The sequence below is a fragment of the Bradyrhizobium sp. SZCCHNR3119 genome (assembly GCF_032487775.1).
Taxonomy (GTDB): Bacteria; Pseudomonadota; Alphaproteobacteria; order Rhizobiales; family Xanthobacteraceae; genus Bradyrhizobium.
On the sequence record NZ_JAUEUV010000001.1, the window covers coordinates 2,213,505 to 2,232,133 of the forward strand.

Genomic DNA, 18,629 nt, shown 5'->3' on the forward strand with positions numbered 1-18,629 from the left:
TCAGCGATCACCGAGCGAGGCCAGCGCCGCATTGCCGCCCGCCGCCGCCGTGTTGATGGTCAGTGTCTGCTCAGTGGCAAAGCGCGCCAGATAATGCGGGCCGCCGGCCTTCGGCCCGGTGCCCGACAGGCCACAGCCCCCGAACGGCTGTACGCCGACCACAGCACCGATCATGTTGCGATTGACGTAGACGTTGCCGATCGGTAGCTGCGACACTTTCTCGATCATCTCGCCGATGCGCGAATGCAAGCCGAAAGTCAGGCCATAGCCCGACCGCTTGATCGCTTCCAGCACCTGATCCAGTTGGTCGGCGCGATAGCGGACGACGTGCAGCACCGGCCCGAACACTTCCTTGCCCAGGTCCTCGACACGACGCAGCTCGAACACATGCGGCGCGACGAACGAGCCGCGCGACGGCGCCACGCCTGCATAATGCACCCGCGCCGTCGCCTTCATGCGCGCGATGTGCTCCTCGAGCCGCGCCTTGGCCTCGGCATCGATCACCGGGCCGATGTGGGTCGCGACATCGCGGGGATCGCCGATCGCAAGCTCGCGCGCCGCGCCTATGATCATCTCGATAACGACATCGGCGACGTCATCCTGCAGGCAGAGCAGCCGCAGCGCCGAGCAGCGCTGCCCGGCAGAACGAAACGCCGAGGTCAGCACGTCATCGGCGACCTGCTCGGGCAGCGCGGTGGAATCGACCAGCATCGCATTGATGCCGCCGGTCTCCGCGATCAGCGGCAGGATCGGTCCCTCACGATAAGCGAGGGCGATATTGATCGCACGCGCGGTTTCATAGGAGCCGGTGAACACGACGCCCGCTATCGCCGGATGCGCGACCAGCTGCGCGCCGATCGTGCCATCGCCCGGAACCAGTTGCAGCGCGGTGGGCGCGATGCCGGCCGCGTGCATGATCTGCACGGCTTCGGCTGCGATCAGCGGTGTCTGCTCGGCCGGCTTGGCAACGATTGTATTGGCCGCCATCAGCGCCGCAGCGATCTGGCCGATGAAGATCGCGAGCGGAAAATTCCACGGCGAGATCGCAACGAACACGCCGCGGGGGCGCAGCGACAGCCTATTCGCCTCGCCGGTCGGCCCCGGCAGATCGAGCTCCACGCTGAACAGCTTCTCGCCTTCGGCCGCATAGTAGCGGCAGAAATCGGCCGCCTCGCGGACCTCCGCAATTGCATCATCGAGGGTCTTACCGGCTTCGACCGCAAGCAAATGAATCAGCCGCGCGCGCCGCGCTTCGATCAGATCCGCGGCTTGCCGCAACGCTTGAGCGCGCTGCCCAGCGGGAATCCGACTCCATGCATCAAAGCCGACCACGGCCGCAGCGACGGCGCGATCGGCAATCGCGGCGTCAGCCTCCACGACCGTCCCGGCGGCCACCGCCGGATCGAACGGGCTCGCGACCATGCGCGGGGCGCCGGGCTCGCTCCGTCCATCGATAATAGCCGCCGCGTTTGCCGGCGTTCCTCCCGCACGCGCGACTTCGGCCCGCAAGGCTGCGAGCGAGCCGTGATGGCCGAGCTCCACACCTTGCGAGTTTCGGCGCTCGGGCTCGTAGAGATCGCGTGGCCGCGGGATGGTCGGATGCCGCGCGGCCCCCGCATTGCCGATGATCTCAGCCTCGCTGGCTACGAGCTGGTCGATCGGAATGTTCGGATCGGCGGCAACCGAAACGAATGACGAGTTCGCGCCGTTCTCGAGCAGCCGACGCACCAGATAGGCCAGGAGATCGCGATGCTTGCCGACCGGCGCATAGGTGCGGCAGGCGATGGCCGGGTGCAGCTCGCGCAGCGTCGCATAGAGTGCCTCGCCCATGCCGTGCAGCCGCTGGAATTCGTAGCCCGCGCCGTCGCCCGCGGCGTGAACAATATGCGCAACCGTCATCGCGTTGTGGGTGGCGAATTGCGGAAAAATGCGCGCACGCATGGCAAGCATCTGGCGCGCGCAGGCGAGATAGTTCAGGTCGGTCATCGCCTTGCGGGTGAACACCGGATAGTCGTCCAGCCCGCGCTCCTGCGCGCGCTTGATCTCGGTGTCCCAATAAGCGCCCTTGACCAGCCGCACCATGAAGCGCCGCCTCTGCCCTTCGGCGAGGCCGGCGATGAAGCCGATCACCTTCTCGGCGCGCTTCTGATAGGCCTGGATGGCAAGCCCAAAGCCATCCCAGCCGGCGAGCGACGGATCGGCGACAACGCGCACGATCACCGCCATGGATAGATCCAGCCGGTCCGCCTCCTCGGCATCGACGGTGAAATTCAGGTCGTATGCCTTGGCCCCTCGTGCGAGCTCGATCACGACAGGCACGATCTCGCGCAAGACGCGCTCGCGCGACATCTCCTCATAACGCGGATGCAGTGCCGACAGCTTCACCGAAATGCCCGGCCGGTCCGGCAGTTTCGCATTGCCGGCCGCCTGCCCGATGGCCGCGATCGCCGCCGCATAAGAATGCCGATAACGCTCGGCATCGGCGGCGGTGCGGGCGCCCTCGCCCAGCATGTCGAAAGAATAGCGGAAAAGGCGGCCGCTGCTTGAATTGGCGCGATCGAGCGCCTGCTCGATGGTCTCGCCGAGCACGAAATGGCTGCCGAGCAGCCGCATCGCCTGGCGCGCGGCGGTGCGCACGGTCGGCAATCCCAATCGCCGCGCCAGATTGGCCACCACGCTTTCCGGCGTGTCGCCCGGTGCGATCACGCGGGCCGCAAGGCCCAGCGCCCAGGCGGAGGCTGCAACCAGCGGCGTGTGCGACTTCACCTCGTGATGCAGGAAGTCGCCGTGCCCGAGCTTGTCCTCGATCAGCCGATCGGCGGTCGCATCGCCCGGCACCCGCAACAGCGCCTCGGCGAGCACCATCAGCGCCAGGCCCTCATCGGTCGAGAGCGCGTATTCCTGCAGGAAATCGTCGATGCCGCCGAACCGCGATGCCTTGGTGCGGATGCCCTCGATCAGGCGGCGGGCGGTGGCTTTCACCCGCGGCAGGTCCGACCGATCCTGGGTACGCAGGAGGCGCTCGGCGATGGCGACATCGTCCTCCGCATAAGGCGGCGAAAAGACCGGTTCGGTTATCGGCGCTGGGTCCATTCCATCGGCTCAAATCTTGTCGCGAACGCGCGCGTCTGTTCTGATACATTGAGACGACGGGAACCTTTTGCAAGGACACGATGGCCAAACGCACCGGCAGCGCCGACCTTCCGCTCCACTCCGGGCGCGTCCCCGCCTGGCTTGGCGTAAGGATGGCCTCACTCGGCGCCATCATCACTCAGGCGATCGTGCATCATTACGGACGCGACGACTTCCTGGCCCGGCTGTCGCATCCGTTCTGGTTCCAGTCGTTCGGCGCCGTGATGGGCATGGATTGGCACTCATCGGGCATCACCACCAGCGTGATCGGCGCGTTGAAGCGCGGGCTGAAGCCGCTGCAAGGCGAGCTCGGCATTTACGTGTGCGGCGGCCGGGGCGAGCATTCGCGCAAGACGCCGGACGAGCTGACGGGCTGGAGCGAACAGCTCGGCCTCGATGGTGAGGATCTGGTCCGCACCAGCCGGCTGGTCGCCAAGGTCGACAGCGCCGCGGTGCAGGACGGCTTCGATCTCTATCTGCACGGCTTCTTCTTGGCCGCCGACGGCAAATGGTGCGTCGTGCAGCAGGGCATGAACGGCGACAAGCGCCAGGCCCGCCGCTACCATTGGCATTCGGAGGCGCTGAGAAGCTTCGTCGATGCCCCGCATAGCGCCATCGATGGGCCGAGCCAGGGCGAGATCGTCAACCTGACCGATCACCGCGCCGAACCGTCACGCATCGCCCAGCTCGATCTGCTGGCCGAGCTCGGCCCCGACCGCATCGTCGGCGAATTCGAGCGGATGAACGCAGCGCCGCCGGCGCAAGGCGTGCTGCCGCATCTGGTGATGCCCGCCCATCACGACGTCCGCCCCAAGGACGTATTCGCGCGGCGCCTCCACGGCACGCTGGCCGCCGCCGCCGAGCGCGGGCCGGCGGATTTCCCCGAACTGCTGCTGACGCCCGGGGTCGGCGCCCGCACCGTGCGTTCGCTCGCCATGGTCGCCGAAGTCGTGCACGGCGCGCCCTATCGCTTCACCGATCCGGCGCGCTTCTCGCTCGCCCATGGCGGCAAGGACCGCCATCCCTATCCGGTGCCGATCAAGGTCTATGACGAAACCATCCGGGTGCTGAAGTCGGCGGTCACGAACGCCAAGCTCGGCCGCGACGAGACGCTGGGTGCGCTGAAGCGGCTCGACGATCAGGCGCGCCGGCTGGAGCGCACCGCGACCGGCCCAAGCCTCGACGCCTTCATCGCCACCGAGCGCGCCGCCTCGCCCCAACTGGACGGCCGCTCCGTATTCGGCTGGGAGCGCGACCTTGTCGCCGCCGCCAAGCAGAAGCTGCGTTAAGCGATGCCGGCGCGCAGCGCGGGCGTACTTGCCTATCGTATGACCTCCGGGGCGCTCGAGGTGCTCCTGGTGCATCCCGGCGGGCCGTTCTGGCACTACAAGGATCTTGGCGCCTGGTCGATTCCGAAGGGCGAATATGCCGCCGATGAACCGGCCGAGGCCGCCGCACGGCGGGAGTTCGCCGAAGAGCTCGGGACTGAGCTCAGCGTCCCGCTGCTCCCGCTCGGCGAGATCAAGCAGCGCGGCGGCAAGATCGTCGTGGCCTTCGCTGCCCAGACCGACCTCGATACCACTGCGATCAGCAGCAACCAGTTCGAGATGGAGTGGCCGCCGCGAAGCGGCCGCATGCAGAGCTTTCCGGAAGTCGATCGTGCGACGTGGTTCGACCTCGCGGAGGCCCGCGAGCGCATCAATCCTGCGCAAGCTGCATTGCTGGACCGGCTGATCGAGATGACAACGATGTGACACGGTACTCATTGCGCTGCAGGCAGCGCGCGGCAGTTCCGAATTGCGAAACCAAGGCGAACTACACGCAGTAACACTGCGCTGCCCTGTGTCTTTTCCGCGCAGTCACGCGACATTGTCCGATTTCATCGCGCGCCGAAATTCACTTTGCTCGCGAATGCGACTATATCGGCGCAGTCGCTTGCGCGGAGGCTTTCGGGCCGTCGCGACCGAACCAGGCGATCGCAGTCAGGATCGTGTTGCAAGTGAAACTCGAGAGGATAGATCAGATCGATCGCATCGATCTGACGATCGTGCCGGCCAGTCTCAACAGACAATGCAGGTCGCTGATCGAGAGCTACCATCGCGTTCACGGCTACGCCGCGCTGGCTGATCTGTTGTGGAAGTCCGGCCTTGGTCCTTTCATAGAGAGCCAGAGCGAGCTGCGGCAGCTGCTGAAGCAGGCCTCGATGTCGCGGAGCGCCAAACGCGCCAATGACGGTTTCGTCCAGATCGCGACCACCATCCTCGCGCTCGAGATCCTGGCTTCGGGCTTCGCCGGCTGGGCCGGCCTCTATCCTGAAGCCGCGCTGATCGCGCACATGCTGCTGAAGCCGTTGCCGAGCAATCAACAGCTGCCGCTGATGGCGTTCTACCTTTATCAGAAGCAGCCTACCGTGCCGAACGCGATCACGATGCTGGCGCCGTCGCTCGATCCCAACGCCGACAGCAGCGCGCTCTGACGGGCTCGCACCCGGCTCCGTCTGATTGACGTATCAAACAACGCAACGCGGCTAGGCCGCGCGAACGTTGCCGAGGAAGCGTCCAGTCTCGTTCTTCAGCTGCGCGGATTGCGTCCCGAGCTGGCCGGCAGCACTGAGCACCTGCGCGGCCGCCGCCCCGACCTGGCTCGAGGCCTCGCGCACGCCGACGATGTGCTTCATGACGCCCTGCGTGCCCTCGGCGGCTTGCTGGACGCTGCGCGCGATCTCCTTGGTCGCCGCGCCCTGCTCCTCGACCGCCGCGGCGATGGCTTCGGTGATCTCGTTCATCTGCCCGATCGTGGCGCCGATGTCCCGGATCGCATTCACCGTGGCGCCGGTCGCGTCGCGGATGGCCTCGATCTGGCTGGTGATCTCTTCGGTAGCCTTCGCGGTCTGAGCCGACAGCGCCTTGACCTCGTTGGCGACGACCGCGAAGCCCTTGCCGGCCTCGCCCGCGCGCGCCGATTCGATGGTTGCGTTCAGCGCCAGCAGGTTGGTCTGGCCGGCAATGGTCTGGATCAGCGCCATCACCTCGCCGATCTTCTGGGTGGCGTGCACCAGTTTCTCGACCATCGATTCCGTGCGGGTGGCCTGGCCGACCGCATTCTGCGCGATGGTGGAAGACTGCGTGACCTGCCGCGCGATCTCCTGGATCGATGACGACAGCTGCTCGGCCGAGGCCGAGACGGTCTGCACATTCTTCGCAGTCTGTTCCGCAGCCGAGGCGACGTTGGCGCTCTGCGCCGTGGTGCCTTCGACGATGCTCGACATCGAGGATGCCGAGCTCTGCAACTCGCCGGCAGCGGCTGCGGTGCCCTGGATGACGCCACCGATCGAGCGCTCGAACTCGTCGGCGATGCGCGCCAGCACCGCGCGCCGCTCCTCGGCAGCCTGGGTCTTGCTCTGTTCCTGCTGGGCACGCAGCCGCTCGCTTTCGGCGAGATGGTCCTTGAAGACCTGCAGGCTTCGCGCCATCCGCCCGATCTCGTTCTTGCGATCGACGAACGGAACCTCGAAGTCGAGGTTGCCTTTGCAGAGTTCGTCCATCACCTCACAGGTCGTATCGAGCGGGCCGACGATGCCGCGTCCCAGCCAGAAGGCGATGATGCCGGCAATCACCAACCCGGCCAAGCCGCCGAGCCCGGCCCACAGCGCGCGTTCATAGACGACCGCATCGACGTCGTTGATGTAGACGCCGGCCTGCAGCGCCAGCATCTTGTCGCCGCTGCCGTAGGCGCCGACATAGGAAAGCTTGGGCAGTTCGCCGCCGCCGCCGGAGCGCGGTGCCATATATTCGACGAAGCCGCCGCCGGCGCGTGCGGTGCGCACGATGTCCTGAATCAGGAGCTTGCCGGTGTTATCCTTGAAGTCCCAGCGATTGACGTTGATGTATTTCGGATTGGCGTGAACATAGGTCACGCCGGCGTCGGACGGGCCGGTGCCGTAGACGCCAAGATAATCGGCATATTGTCCCCAGCGCATGGCGCCGATCGCTGCGAAGGCCAACTGGCGCGCGCGATCCGGTTCCATCCGGCCCGACTTGGCTTCGGTATCATAGTAACTCAAAACCTTGGCCGCGGAGTCCACGAGATTGCGCACCATGGTCCGCCGCTCCTCCAGCACGGAATCGCGGAGCAGCAGGATCTGCATGGCGGAAACGGCAAAGAGGGCAATTGAAAGGACCGCAATAATGGTCGCAAGGCGCTGATAGATGGTGAGGTGTCGCATTATCTTGTCCAGCTTCCCATGTCGTGCAGGCCGCGACCGTATCAACTTCAACTTAATAGATTGCTATACGTAGCTACCGGAGGTTTGATTATTAAAATCCGTCGTAGTTCGGTGCAGCGAGTGCACCGAAGACTTTGCCGCACACACCGATTCGTTACACGAGCCGTTCGGCGCAAGCGCAACTCATCTCGCGACGCGATCAACGCCCGAGTCTTGCTCATCTTTTGCCCCTCTCGATAGCAGAGGGTGCAGGGAAGGCCGGGCCTCGACTGAGGCCCGTGGCCCGCCTGCGAAAAAAAATGCAGGCGGCAGGTACCACAGGTCCAGCCGGACGACCCGGCCCTCCCTGCGCGACGGTTTTCACGCTTATACGCAGTCTCCCTGGTGCGCCGGGCTTGTTGGCCACCTCCGCGCGAGGCGAAGCCTCGTCGCGTGTGCGACAACGCGTTACGCGCGTTGCGCGGTGATACCAGCGTCGGGGTATCGGGACGCTGCGACTTCACGTCCGCGCACTACCGTTCGTCCGCACGCAAGGAGCGTGCTGCGGCAGCAGCGCGGCCATCGCATCCCGCCTCCAACGTTTCGTGACGATCGCGATACGTCCCTCTTGATCGAGGCCGGACAAGACTATGGAAGCACGAATTCTGCAAAAACGAAATAGGAATATTCTCGCAATGCCGACCGGACGAGGCGACCGATTTGAAAGACCTCGCGAAATCGGTTTTTCGAGAACGTGAATTCGATCTGCTTTTCGGACTTCGAGACCCCCGCTCGACCGGCAAATCGCACAAGTGATTTGCCCGCCAGGCAGTCCGCTCCCCACCGTAGCCGGACCCGTATCCCAGACGCGCCAGCCGTCAGCGAGCTATCGAGGCGGTTCGCGCGACGACGCAGCCGGGTCGATCGCTCGACGGCATGGATGATTTTTATCGGCGTGCCGGCGCACTGAACGACACCACTGCGACAGCTGCAACAATCCACAATACCGTCGCATAAAGGTTCGTCCGATCCGTCTTGTTGGCCAATTCGGCCGTCAGATTCGCCATGAAATGAAAAAGGATCGCGCCCAGCGTACTACGAGACGTATTGTTGAAGATCCACGTGAATATGACCGTGACCGGTATCGTCTGCAGGACGAAAAGCCAAAACCACTGCGACTGTATGCCGACGTCGTGTTTCATGCCTTCGAAATAAAACAGCGGAAGATGCCATATCGTCCAGACCACGCCGAGAATGATACTCGCCGCCAAGGCGTTCCAGCGTGTCTGCAGCTGGTCCAGGGCATATCCGCGCCATCCCAACTCCTCGGGGATCGGACCGTTGATCAGCGTGACAAGCAAGAAAGGAACGATCGTCGACGGGGCGGATAAAAGCGATGTCGATGCTTTGCTGATTTGCGCGATGGCATCGCTGCCGCCGGAGGCAAGATCCAGCAGCACGGCGATCGTAAACAGCAACGGCGCAAACAGAAGAATTGTCACATACCATCTCGCCGGGATGCGGCCGACGTCGAACACGCGCGCCCAGTAGTCATGCCAATCGGCGTCAGTTTGGGTAAAATATGTGAATCCGATGCCGCCCAGCGTCGGCCCGAGCAACCCCAGCATGAGAAGCAGCCGACCCAAGTTCGTCTGCACACTGACGCCCGATGCCGCGGCCGGTATCCAGAAAGCCCAGCTCCAGCAAAACACCAGGACGAAGAACGGCCCGAGGCCGGCGAAACGTCTAGGGAGTATTTCCTGCATCCAGACAGCTCCGAGGAATCATGCGGGCGTCGCGCTGGCGCAGCATCCGCCTCCACGTGTACGGCGCATGGTCATGCAATCATGCACGCTGGGGTCATGCCTGTTCAAGGGCACTCGGGATCGTCGTCCCCTGCCTGCTCAGGCCTCCGCCCTGAAATTGCGGCCCAGATCGCGCGCATCGCCGAAGTAGTGGCGAAACACGTAGTACAGCGGATTCCATCGCCGCGTATCGATGTGGTTCGTGCCCGGCACCACGATGCGATGATGGGCGTGGACGCGCACAACCTCGCATTCGATGATCAAGGCCCTCTGCGACGCCGGGCTCGGGTCGGCCTCCTCGCCATGGATCGCGACGAGACTGGCTTCGAACTGCAACGGACATTCTGCGATACGCGGCGTTCGTAGCCGCTGCGACGGGACCTGCGTGAATCCACCCGCGTCGAACTTGTCGGCCATGTAGCCGAAGCCCATGGCCTGCTTGAAGGCAGGCACCGGGTCTTTCCCCGTGCCGCGCGCGATCTTCTCGACCTTTGACCACAAATCCGCCGAGGCGAAATTGAGCGTGCATTCGCGCTCGCGCCGCAGATTGGCGGCGCCTTGGCTTGCCGAAGACAAGCCGAGCACCACGCGCGAGCCCAACGCCCAGGCCGACGACATCGGCGTGATATTGGGCGAGCCGTCCTCGTTGCGAGTGACGACCAGAACGACGGGCGTTCCGAAATAGAGCACGGAGGGCGAGATCGACAGGTGCTCATTCTGCAGATCTGCAACGGTCGAGGCGGTCACGACATATCTCCCATTGTGGTTGGCGGGAGACGAGATAGCCGAGCTCGACGCATTCAGGCTTCGATATGGACCGAAGTATCGCTGTGTGGTCACGGCGCGCGGGAGGGGAGCGCAGGCAGATGCCGGGGAGGCCGGCCCACACGCATTCCGCCGCCGTCAGGGCCAGTGCGCAATCACGTCATGACGGCATCAGCGCTGCGGCCCGGTCGCCGCCGCCGCAACAACAGCAGAATCCCGAGCAAGGCGCAGGAACAGGCGAGCACCAGCGCAAGCAGCGCGTTGCTGCCATGGCGCGTAAGCAACCCGACCAGGATCGGCGCGGATATGGCGGAGAGCAGGTTGAGCGGCAGGGCGATGCGCGCGCTGGCCTTGGCGAACTCGGCCTTGTCGTAGAACACCAGCGGCATGGTGGCCCGCGCCACCGCCAGCGCACCGCTGCCAAGACCATAGAGCAGGATGAACGTCGCGGCAGCAAGATAGGAGCCGCCGCTGACCATCAGGAGCAGCATCGCCACCGGCAGCGCGAGCCCGGCCACCAGAGCGGTGGTGATACCGTCCCAGCGGCCGCCGCCGAGGAAATCCAACGCGCGAGCACTGACCTGGATCACCCCGAGCATCGCACCGAAGCTGATCGCCTCCGACGCCGTCAGCCCCTCCGCCTTGAGCAACTCGATCAGCACGGCGCTGAGGCCGAACGCCACGAAGGCATTGAGGCCGATCGCGGCGACCAGCAGATAGAACGTGCTCCGCGCCGGCGCAGCCGCGGCGGTTGCGGTCGCCTCCCCTGCGCCCGATGCAGGCTGCTCCTTGCGCCGCCGCGGCAGCGCGAACGCATAGAGCGGAAGCGAGACCACGAGCAGCAAGGCTGCGTAAACGAGAGACGTGCTGCGCCAGCCGAGCAGGCCGGCCAGATACGCGGTGGTCGGCCAGAAGATGCTGCCGGACAGGCCCGTGACCAGCATCAACGCGCCGATCGCGCCTCTGGCCTTCTGACCTGCGATCTCGTTCAGGACGATATAGGCGGCCGTCGACAGAGTGGCGCTGCCGCCGAGGCCGAGCAGCAGCCAGGCCGCATAATAGGCGACGGGCCCTTGCGCTGCCGACAGCAGGACAAAACCGGGCGCCGCGACCACCGTACCCGCCATCATCACCAGCCGGGCGCCGTAATGGACGAACGGCCGCGCCAACAGCGGCGAGCACAGTCCCATCGCGAGATAGAGCACGGACGTGCTGGCAAATATCGCCGTCAAATCCATGTGCAGATCGGCCGCCATTTCGCGGCCGAGCACGGCGGGAAGGCCGAGCGTACCCCAACCGATGAGCTGGGTGATGGCGAGCACGATGAGCGCGGCGAGAATTCGACGGTCGGCGAACAAGATGCATTCCAGATCGACGCAAGCGGCGCAATGACATTCCGCCGGTCGCGGAACCACGTTTGCCGCGGATGCCTGGCTCATTCAACGCACAGATGGGCAAACGCCGTCCGCGCGTGCCGCATGAGTGCGACAGCCCGAGGCGGCAGGGACGGAGGCGGCAGGAACATCGCTTGCCGCGGCTGGTTGAGGCCCTTTCGCATCAGCACGGGAGCACCACCATGCCCGCCTACAACATCTTCCGCCGCGGCATGCTGAAGGGCACGGCCAGGATGACGGCGCTTGCCGTCATGAACCGGGCCAAGGCGCAGGCCCCGGCAGGCCAGCGCTCGGATACCGACCCGCGCGATCTGCGTGGCCAGCCGGTGCCTGAGCCGCCGGACGACAAAAGTGCAGGGCCGATCCGGCCCGGGCGCGGCTCGGTGCTCACCGGCAAGGTCGCGGTCGTCACCGGTGCGGCGCGCGGCATCGGCCGTGCGATCGCGGTGGAGATGGCGGCCAACGGCGCCGACGTGGTCGCGCTGGACATCGCGGGACCCGTGTCGACCGCCTCCAACGCGGCGCCGGCGACCCCTGAGGACCTGGCCGAGACCGTGCGGCAGATCATGGCCTATGGCAGGCGCGGCGAAAGCATCCGCGCCGACATCCGCGACATCGCCGCGCTTCGCGCCGCCGCCGATCAGGTCGAACAGACCTACGGCAAGATCGACATCGTGGTCGCGGACGCCGCGATCCAGCGCTGGAAGCCGCTGCTGGAGATGGACGATTCCGACTGGCTCGACGTGATCGACAACAATCTCAACGGCACCGCCAACACCATCCGCGCCTTCGCGCCGAAGATGGTGGCGCGCAAGCAGGGGCGCATCATCGTGCTGTCGTCGATGCAGGGCAAGCACGGCACCAAAGACGGCTCGAGCTACGCGGCCTCGAAATGGGGCATTCTCGGCCTGATGAAATCGGCGGCGCTGGAGCTCGGCGAATACAACATCACCGTCAACGCGCTGATCCCCGGCCTCGTCGATACGCCGCTGACCCGCTACGAGAAACGGCTCAGCGAATCGATGAGCGAGCAGGGACAGAAGATGCAGAACCCCACGCCGCAGCAGGCCTGGGATGCCCGTGCGCCGACGGCGGCTCTCAAGGTGGGCTGGCTGCAGCCGGACGATATCTCACCCGCCGCCGTATTCCTCGCCTCCGACGCGGCAGCGATGGTGACCGGCGCGGAATATGAGGTGACCGGCGGGGATAGTGCGAAGAGCGCGTGACAGCATATAGATCGAACGACTGAGGCAGCCGGCCACTTACCCACAAGCTGCTTCGTTGAATTTGAGAGTGGGCGCGATCCGGCTATCGTGGGTACTACATTTGCGCAGCGCGCCTCGCCCGGGAAGCCAAACCAACGATAGCCAAATCGTGCCTCGGATGAATGGTTGCATGAATACGCCATCGTTGCCGTTAGGGCTGGCTTGAGGACCCAGATCGCGTACGAACCTACGGGCTGGCGGCACAGCCCTGCCGGGCAGGATTTCTCGGCATCGGCGTCAAGCCGTCTTCGGATTAGAGCCCTGCTCCCGGCTTGCATCCTGCGTTTGACGATATTCACCGCCGGGCCCTGGAACGATTCTGTCGCGAGCCGATTGGCTCACTGACACAATCACTTTTGGAGAAAATGCCATGAAGGCTCTCGCAATCGCTCTGGCAGCCGCGGCAAGTACGCTTGTTGTGACCGCTGCTTCAGCTGCCCCGCTTTCCGCCAACGTATCAGTTGCACCGGACAGCAACATTCAAAACGTTCGCATGGTCTGCAATGAAGACGGTCGCTGCTGGCGCCAACGTGATGAACGCCGCGTCATCATCCGCGATGGACGTGATGCTTACGGATATGCTCCTCGCGAGCGTTACATCGAACGCCGCGACTATGAAGACCGTGGCGGCGTCGGCTTCAGCGCTCCCGGCGTGAGCGTCGGAATCGGAACCGACCGCTACTGAGGGACGACAGATAGCTTATGAAAATCGCCGCGGAGTAGTCCGCGGCTTTTTTTACTTGGAATGATCCTCGATGGCGCGGGCAGGATGCTTCAATCGCGCCGGACGTGATCTATCCCGCCTTTCCCAGGCGATGAGCGTTCGTCCCCGCAATCGTTCGCAAACCAAAGCGGTCCCGATCGCGACAGGCGCGAGAAGGACAATTCCTCCACAAGGCCGTCGTTTCCTCGTTCGTCGCGCAATTTCGCTGATCAGCGTCGAGCCCCGCGGAAGCAGGACCGGTTCAAAAATTTGCCGCGACCAGATCGTAAGAGCCCCTGCTGCCGCGGACATACATCTTGGCAGCGGCGGCGCATATCAAGTCGCGATTGGAATCGAACGCGTGCAGAAAACCCGATTCATCGTAGCCGGTATCCGGTTGGATTCGCTTCAGCGCATCCTCCTCTATGAAAAACGATGCCTCGATAGCGCTGTCGTGCCCCCAAAATCGTACGGCACGCCGCGTGCGGTCATATGAACGGCTGTGGTTCGGAAATTCAATCATGTGGTCGGGCCCAATCGGTTGTCGCTGCACGAAACCTCCGTGCCGGCTGCACGCGATGTGCGTCGCGGCATATTCGATGGCGATAGCCGATCCTGTCTCCGACGCACTCGCGTGCAGCCGGTCGATACGCTGACAAGATGTGCAGTCGCCAAAGCTTGGTGCCAGGGGAGGGACGTGAATCGGTCCGGTTGCACCTACCTTCAACTGGCTATGGTGAAAGCGGATTACAACCCCGCCCGATCCTGTCACAGCAAATGGTCGCGCCCGGCCTCGCTATTCCTCGGATCGGTACTATATCTTGAATATCACCGCGCGCCCCTCGGCTGTTATCGGTGACTGAGAGCATTGTGCTCCCGCCGCGACCTAGAGGCGGTTTCGATGTCAGACATCTCCAAATTCAGCGTCCAATCATCGTTAGCTTGCAGGCTGAACATCCGGGCGGCAGACGCCCTGGATAGCGCCCGCAAGATGCCGCCGGGAGACGAGCGCGCGGCGGCGATGAAAAAGGCTACGATCCTGGAGAACGCCGCAGAAATGATCGAGCATTTCTGCGGCAAGGTCGGCGTGCCGGTCAAATGACGGTTGAGAGCTATTTTCTTCCCCTGCTCCACCGTCCAGGCGCCAGCTCGGGCATTTAGGAAAAGAGCACCCGGGCATGGATCGTAGGAGCGCCAAGATGCTTGTCCCAGATCGATCGCTCGTTTCGATCAACACTCGTTTTCCAGTGGATGCCCATCCGATGGTGCCCGATCTTTCACGCAGTCCGGCCGTCGTTCTCATCGTCGAGGACGAGATGATGCTCCGCATGCGTGCGGTCGACATGGTGGAAGACGCCGGTTACACGCCGCTCGAAGCTCTGGATACCGATGAAGCCGTCGCAATCCTGGAATCCAGGTCCGACATCGCGCTCATATGCACCGACATTCAATTGCCCGGCAGCATGGACGGCCTGGGTCTTGCCCATACCGTGCATAAGCGCTGGCCGGCGATCAAGATCATCCTGGTATCGGGGAAATTGAACCCATCGAATATCGACCTTCCCCCCTGCAGCAGATTTTTTGGCAAACCAATCCAAGCCTGGCAAATCATTGCCCAGATGCGCAGCATGATCGGCCGTGTGTGAATCTCGTGATTTTTGGCGCCGGATACCGCCAGACCTTTCAATGCGAACGCTCGGCCGAAATCAAGTGCGGTACCCAGTCCAAGGTGATACGGTTGCAAATGCTTGAAGTTGATCTCCGCACAGACAAGCGCCCAGGCGGCGCAGAACTCCACCAGGACTTTCTGGCGGCAGAGAATGTCAGCCTGCGGCTGCTCCTCGCGCAGGCTGAGATCAATACGCGGAGTCTGCTTGCGAAGGCCGGTATCGACGCCAGAGAGCGCGAGGCATCCGACAAGCTGCAGAAGCTGATCCTCGAAGAACTGCACCACCGCATCAAGAACACGCTCGCGACCGTCGCCGCAATCGTCTCCCAGAGCCTACGCACCGTGCAGGGAGTCGAGCACGCGCAGCACGCCATCGAGGGCCGGCTTTTGGCACTGGGCCGGGCCCACGATCTCCTTCTGCAGGCTAAATGGTCCAGCGCCGATCTCGGCACGGTGGTCCGCAGCGCCATTAAAGCCTTCGACAATCCCGACGAGTCGAAATTCTCGATCACCGGACCCGATATCCGGATGACGTCGGGCGCCGTCATCGCCGTTGCGATGACGCTCAACGAGCTCTGCACCAATACCACGAAGTTTGGCGCTCTGTCGGTCCCGGAGGGGCGCGTCGACATCGTCTGGACGATAGACCAAGCGACGCAGCGCTTGCACCTCACCTGGACCGAAAAGAACGGTCCGGTCGTCCAGCCCCCCGCAAGGCGCAGCTTCGGAACACGGCTGATCGAGACGATCGGCACGCAGTTGCGAGGCGACGTGCAACTCAACTATGCGCCGACGGGATTCTCGTACACGTTCGATGTGCCGATAGCTGCGCTGAGTTCCCCGGCAACATAGCCCTTGCGCAAGGCGGCCGCGTGAGCGGAACCAACTTCCCTGCTCCGGCCGTCCCTGTTTTGCGGCGACCTTGGCAAAGGGTGTGCGACAGACCGGACGGCAAAGCAGCAAGATCGCGCGCCGCCTGACCAGCCGCTGATCAATCTTGCTCAGCAAGACTTCCAGACGTGGATTAATATTAAATGGTGCGTCGAGCTCTTCAGGCAAGGTTCCAAAAGACCCGATCGCCGCAACGCCCGGCGATAGCGTGCGTCGCTATCGGCGCGGCATCGGCCGTCAGAGGTTACGTCGTGCCGGACCCGGGTTCGTCGTGATCAGTCCGGCCGTCGAAGACGTCGCGGCTTTGGCGGCCAGTCCGAAAGCAGTTAGACATGGTTCAAGACCCACCAGAAACCCGCGCGTTGGCGCAGCGGCTTGCCCGGTATCGCCAACCCAATAACGCGCGCGGCATTTTCGAGTTGGTCATCACGGCAGGCCCCTTTTCTGTCATCTGGGCCCTGATGGCCGTTGGGGTCGTGCGCGGCCATTGGATTGGTCTGCTGCTGGCAGTGCCCGCGGCGGGCCTGCTCGTTCGTCTCTTCATGATCCAACATGACTGCGGCCACGGGTCGTTCTTCCGCGGCTGCTTTGCGAACGATTGGGTCGGCCGAGCCATCGGCGTTGTTACGCTAACTCCCTACGATTACTGGCGGCGCAATCATGCGAGGCATCACGCGAATTCGGGCAATCTCGATCATAGGGGCTCTGGCGACATCGACACATTGACCGTGAGCGAGTTTGCCGCGCAGCCTCGATGGCGGAGGATCCTTTATCGTCTGTACCGGCATCCGATTGTGATGTTCGGCGTGGGCCCCACGTATCTGTTCGTCTTGCGGCATCGATTGCCGATCGGGATGATGCGAAGCGGCTGGCGGCCGTGGCTGAGCACAATGGGTACGAACGTCGTCATCGCGGTTCTGATCGCCGGCATGATTCGGCTGGTCGGCCTTGGGCCCTTCCTGTTGGTGCATCTGCCGATCATGGTTCTGGCGGCGTCGATCGGTGTCTGGCTGTTCTACGTCCAACACCAGTTCGAGAACACCTCATGGTCACGTGATGAGGCCTGGCGCTTTCACGAAGCTGCGCTCCATGGCAGTTCACACTATCAGTTGCCGCGTGTCTTGCGCTGGTTCACCGCGAACATCGGCGTCCACCACGTCCACCATCTATGCAGTCGAATTCCCAGCTATCGGCTGCCGGACGTGCTCCGGGATCATCCGGAACTCGCTGCGGTGGGACGGATCACACTCCTCGAGAGTTTGCGATGTGTGCCGAGGGCCTTGTGGGACGAGAAGGGACGGCGGCTCATTTCCTTCCGTGAGGCACGCAATCACCAAAAGCCGAGTTTGAAAGAGCCTCCATTCGCGTGACCGACCCGCGCGAGATCCTCGGAGCCGGCGAGCGGATTGATGCAGCGTTTGCATCACACAGAGCGGGTCCATCGCCGACCCGGCTGGCGTCTGTGCACATTAATCAGCTTAGCGTATATGGCGTTGGCGCCCAGTATGGCCGCCCCCGCCTGGGCGCCGAGCAGAGGTTCCATTGCGGCCCCTATAATTCGTCGCTTTATTTCGTGAACCATTGATAGGTTCGCGCCTTGGTTCGCTGGAGAACCAGCTTGGGCCGCATATTCAAACCCTTTGTGTTTCTGATCGCCGCCATCTACTTCCTGGTGGACGCGGTCTTTTTCACGCTCTTGAAACCTGTCTTTCGCTGGCTGGCGGACTGCCGGGCTTTCGAGAGCCTACGCGCATGGATCGTGTCGCTTCGCCCATATCCTACTCTGGCGCTGTTCATCTTACCGGTCATTTTGCTTGAACCTGTGAAGCCTGTTGCCGCCTACCTGACGGCGACAGGTCACGTCGTTGCCGGGCTTATGGCCCTCATCGTAGGCGAGCTACTCAAGCTCTTGCTTGTTGAGCGTCTATTCAGCATCAGCCGCGATAAGCTTATGTCGATTCCTGCATTTGCCTGGTGCTACCACATGTTTCGTCAAGCCCAGGACTGGGTCGTGTCTCAGCAGGCATGGCAGCTCGTGCGCCGTTGGCGCTTCAACGCCAAGCAGGCCATTCGAAGATACGTCCTCGAATTCAACGCTTCGCAGAAGGAAAAGGGTCTTTCTTGGCGATCGCGCTGAACGTCGGCGCATGGCTGAGAAAATGCGCCGCCAGATACGTGAAAGCCTATCGCGACCTCGATGGTGGTCGCGCGACCGGAGACGATCGGCCCGCACCTGAAAGGCTGAAACGAAGTGGAAGGCGGCTGTCCAAAGGGCATGCTGAGATCTAAACCGGCGCTCGCAGCCCGGAATTGATCCACTTCATCGAGTTGGTTTCGCTGACGAACTTATCGACGTGATCGCAATCGATGCCCCGAAACGTGCGGATCTCGAATCCGATCTGAGAGGGTCTTATGTCCATCAGGACCATTGGACCCAGGCATTGAGGGCAGGTGTGGGGCTGAATTGCCATGCGGCTTGCGTCGAACAGGACTGCCAAGGAAGGCATGATGCTCACCTAAACTCAGGCGGGAGCGGTACAGAGCTCCCAGTCACCGGTCGATGCCTTGATGGGACGGTGATGGCATCAGTCTAGAAATCATCGCTGTCACGGCGCTGTTCTTTTCTGCTCATTAGCGAATATTTAATGGATTGGGGCGGCAGCGAGAGTACAGCCCACCGCGTCACATAATGCCTGGTTGGCGTTGGGTAACGGCCGGACCGGCGCTTTCCGCCGGTGATTGCCAGACCAGTAAATAAGTACCGGTAGCCGCTGCCATCTCCTGATTTCCCTCAAGATCCA

At 63.3% G+C, this 18,629-nt stretch carries 16 protein-coding genes; 10 read left to right on the forward strand and 6 right to left on the reverse strand.

Annotated elements, in window-relative coordinates; all coding sequences use genetic code 11:
• Entirely contained in the window at positions 1-3,093 is a 3,093-nt protein-coding gene (gene putA / locus QX034_RS10445) for a bifunctional proline dehydrogenase/L-glutamate gamma-semialdehyde dehydrogenase PutA (protein WP_315702650.1), read from the reverse strand.
• Between the two features lie 80 nt (positions 3,094-3,173).
• Here putA and QX034_RS10450 point away from each other — a divergent pair, with 80 nt between their 5' ends.
• The 3 genes from QX034_RS10450 (at position 3,174) to QX034_RS10460 (ending at position 5,608) form a co-directional block, all read left to right on the forward strand.
• Positions 3,174-4,421, forward strand: coding sequence for a DUF763 domain-containing protein (locus QX034_RS10450; protein ID WP_315702649.1), 1,248 nt, complete (start codon positions 3,174-3,176; stop codon positions 4,419-4,421).
• A gap of 3 nt (positions 4,422-4,424) precedes the next feature.
• Positions 4,425-4,886: an NUDIX domain-containing protein gene (locus QX034_RS10455; RefSeq protein ID WP_315702648.1), complete on the forward strand. Its 462-nt coding sequence runs from the start codon at positions 4,425-4,427 to the stop codon at positions 4,884-4,886.
• Positions 4,887-5,131: 245 nt separating this feature from the next.
• Positions 5,132-5,608 carry a hypothetical protein gene (locus QX034_RS10460; protein WP_315702647.1) on the forward strand — a complete coding sequence of 159 codons (477 nt, stop codon included), beginning with the start codon at positions 5,132-5,134 and terminating at the stop codon, positions 5,606-5,608.
• 51 nt (positions 5,609-5,659) lie between these two features.
• Here QX034_RS10460 and QX034_RS10465 read toward each other — a convergent pair whose 3' ends face one another.
• The 4 genes from QX034_RS10465 to QX034_RS10480 form a co-directional block, all read right to left on the reverse strand.
• Positions 5,660-7,357, reverse strand: a complete 1,698-nt coding sequence (locus QX034_RS10465) for a methyl-accepting chemotaxis protein (protein ID WP_315702646.1) — start codon at positions 7,355-7,357, stop codon at positions 5,660-5,662.
• A gap of 926 nt (positions 7,358-8,283) precedes the next feature.
• The gene (locus tag QX034_RS10470; RefSeq protein ID WP_315702645.1) at positions 8,284-9,102 is read right to left on the reverse strand and encodes a CPBP family intramembrane glutamic endopeptidase; all 819 of its coding nucleotides are present in this window, start codon (positions 9,100-9,102) and stop codon (positions 8,284-8,286) included.
• Positions 9,103-9,240: 138 nt separating this feature from the next.
• The gene (locus QX034_RS10475) at positions 9,241-9,888 is read right to left on the reverse strand and encodes a flavin reductase family protein (RefSeq protein WP_315702644.1); all 648 of its coding nucleotides are present in this window, start codon (positions 9,886-9,888) and stop codon (positions 9,241-9,243) included.
• A 173-nt stretch (positions 9,889-10,061) separates the two neighbouring features.
• Positions 10,062-11,264 carry an MFS transporter gene (locus QX034_RS10480; protein ID WP_315702643.1) on the reverse strand — a complete coding sequence of 401 codons (1,203 nt, stop codon included), beginning with the start codon at positions 11,262-11,264 and terminating at the stop codon, positions 10,062-10,064.
• Between the two features lie 218 nt (positions 11,265-11,482).
• Here QX034_RS10480 and QX034_RS10485 point away from each other — a divergent pair, with 218 nt between their 5' ends.
• Complete coding sequence (locus tag QX034_RS10485; protein WP_316185478.1) at positions 11,483-12,526, forward strand: SDR family NAD(P)-dependent oxidoreductase; 1,044 nt, start codon at positions 11,483-11,485, stop codon at positions 12,524-12,526.
• A gap of 409 nt (positions 12,527-12,935) precedes the next feature.
• Positions 12,936-13,250: a hypothetical protein gene (locus QX034_RS10490; RefSeq protein WP_315702641.1), complete on the forward strand. Its 315-nt coding sequence runs from the start codon at positions 12,936-12,938 to the stop codon at positions 13,248-13,250.
• A 280-nt stretch (positions 13,251-13,530) separates the two neighbouring features.
• Here the strand turns inward: QX034_RS10490 and QX034_RS10495 are convergent, their stop codons facing one another.
• Complete coding sequence (locus tag QX034_RS10495; RefSeq protein ID WP_315702640.1) at positions 13,531-13,791, reverse strand: DUF1488 domain-containing protein; 261 nt, start codon at positions 13,789-13,791, stop codon at positions 13,531-13,533.
• Positions 13,792-14,169: 378 nt separating this feature from the next.
• Here QX034_RS10495 and QX034_RS10500 point away from each other — a divergent pair, with 378 nt between their 5' ends.
• The 5 genes from QX034_RS10500 to QX034_RS10520 all read left to right on the forward strand — a co-directional run bounded on the left by QX034_RS10500 (position 14,170) and on the right by QX034_RS10520 (position 17,965).
• Positions 14,170-14,370, forward strand: a complete 201-nt coding sequence (locus QX034_RS10500) for a hypothetical protein (RefSeq protein ID WP_315702639.1) — start codon at positions 14,170-14,172, stop codon at positions 14,368-14,370.
• A gap of 160 nt (positions 14,371-14,530) precedes the next feature.
• On the forward strand, positions 14,531-14,914 hold the full coding sequence (locus QX034_RS10505; protein WP_315703162.1) for a response regulator: 384 nt from the start codon (positions 14,531-14,533) through the stop codon (positions 14,912-14,914).
• 98 nt (positions 14,915-15,012) lie between these two features.
• Positions 15,013-15,789 carry a sensor histidine kinase gene (locus QX034_RS10510; RefSeq protein WP_315703161.1) on the forward strand — a complete coding sequence of 259 codons (777 nt, stop codon included), beginning with the start codon at positions 15,013-15,015 and terminating at the stop codon, positions 15,787-15,789.
• 371 nt (positions 15,790-16,160) lie between these two features.
• Positions 16,161-17,198, forward strand: a complete 1,038-nt coding sequence (locus tag QX034_RS10515) for a fatty acid desaturase (RefSeq protein WP_315702638.1) — start codon at positions 16,161-16,163, stop codon at positions 17,196-17,198.
• A 248-nt stretch (positions 17,199-17,446) separates the two neighbouring features.
• Positions 17,447-17,965 (forward strand): hypothetical protein, encoded by a 519-nt coding sequence (locus QX034_RS10520; protein ID WP_315702637.1) that lies wholly within the window; start codon positions 17,447-17,449, stop codon positions 17,963-17,965.
• Positions 17,966-18,629: the final 664 nt, after the last annotated feature.

Coding starts and splice junctions, on each gene's coding strand:
- QX034_RS10500 (WP_315702639.1), top strand. CDS start 14,170: ATGTCAGACATCTCCAAATTCAGCGTCCAATCATCGTTAGCTTGCAGG.
- QX034_RS10505 (WP_315703162.1), top strand. CDS start 14,531: ATGGTGCCCGATCTTTCACGCAGTCCGGCCGTCGTTCTCATCGTCGAG.
- QX034_RS10450 (WP_315702649.1), top strand. CDS start 3,174: ATGGCCAAACGCACCGGCAGCGCCGACCTTCCGCTCCACTCCGGGCGC.
- QX034_RS10495 (WP_315702640.1), bottom strand. CDS start 13,791: ATGATTGAATTTCCGAACCACAGCCGTTCATATGACCGCACGCGGCGT.
- QX034_RS10455 (WP_315702648.1), top strand. CDS start 4,425: ATGCCGGCGCGCAGCGCGGGCGTACTTGCCTATCGTATGACCTCCGGG.
- QX034_RS10465 (WP_315702646.1), bottom strand. CDS start 7,357: ATGCGACACCTCACCATCTATCAGCGCCTTGCGACCATTATTGCGGTC.
- QX034_RS10515 (WP_315702638.1), top strand. CDS start 16,161: ATGGTTCAAGACCCACCAGAAACCCGCGCGTTGGCGCAGCGGCTTGCC.
- QX034_RS10470 (WP_315702645.1), bottom strand. CDS start 9,102: ATGCAGGAAATACTCCCTAGACGTTTCGCCGGCCTCGGGCCGTTCTTC.
- QX034_RS10485 (WP_316185478.1), top strand. CDS start 11,483: ATGCCCGCCTACAACATCTTCCGCCGCGGCATGCTGAAGGGCACGGCC.
- QX034_RS10490 (WP_315702641.1), top strand. CDS start 12,936: ATGAAGGCTCTCGCAATCGCTCTGGCAGCCGCGGCAAGTACGCTTGTT.
- QX034_RS10510 (WP_315703161.1), top strand. CDS start 15,013: ATGCTTGAAGTTGATCTCCGCACAGACAAGCGCCCAGGCGGCGCAGAA.
- putA (WP_315702650.1), bottom strand. CDS start 3,093: ATGGACCCAGCGCCGATAACCGAACCGGTCTTTTCGCCGCCTTATGCG.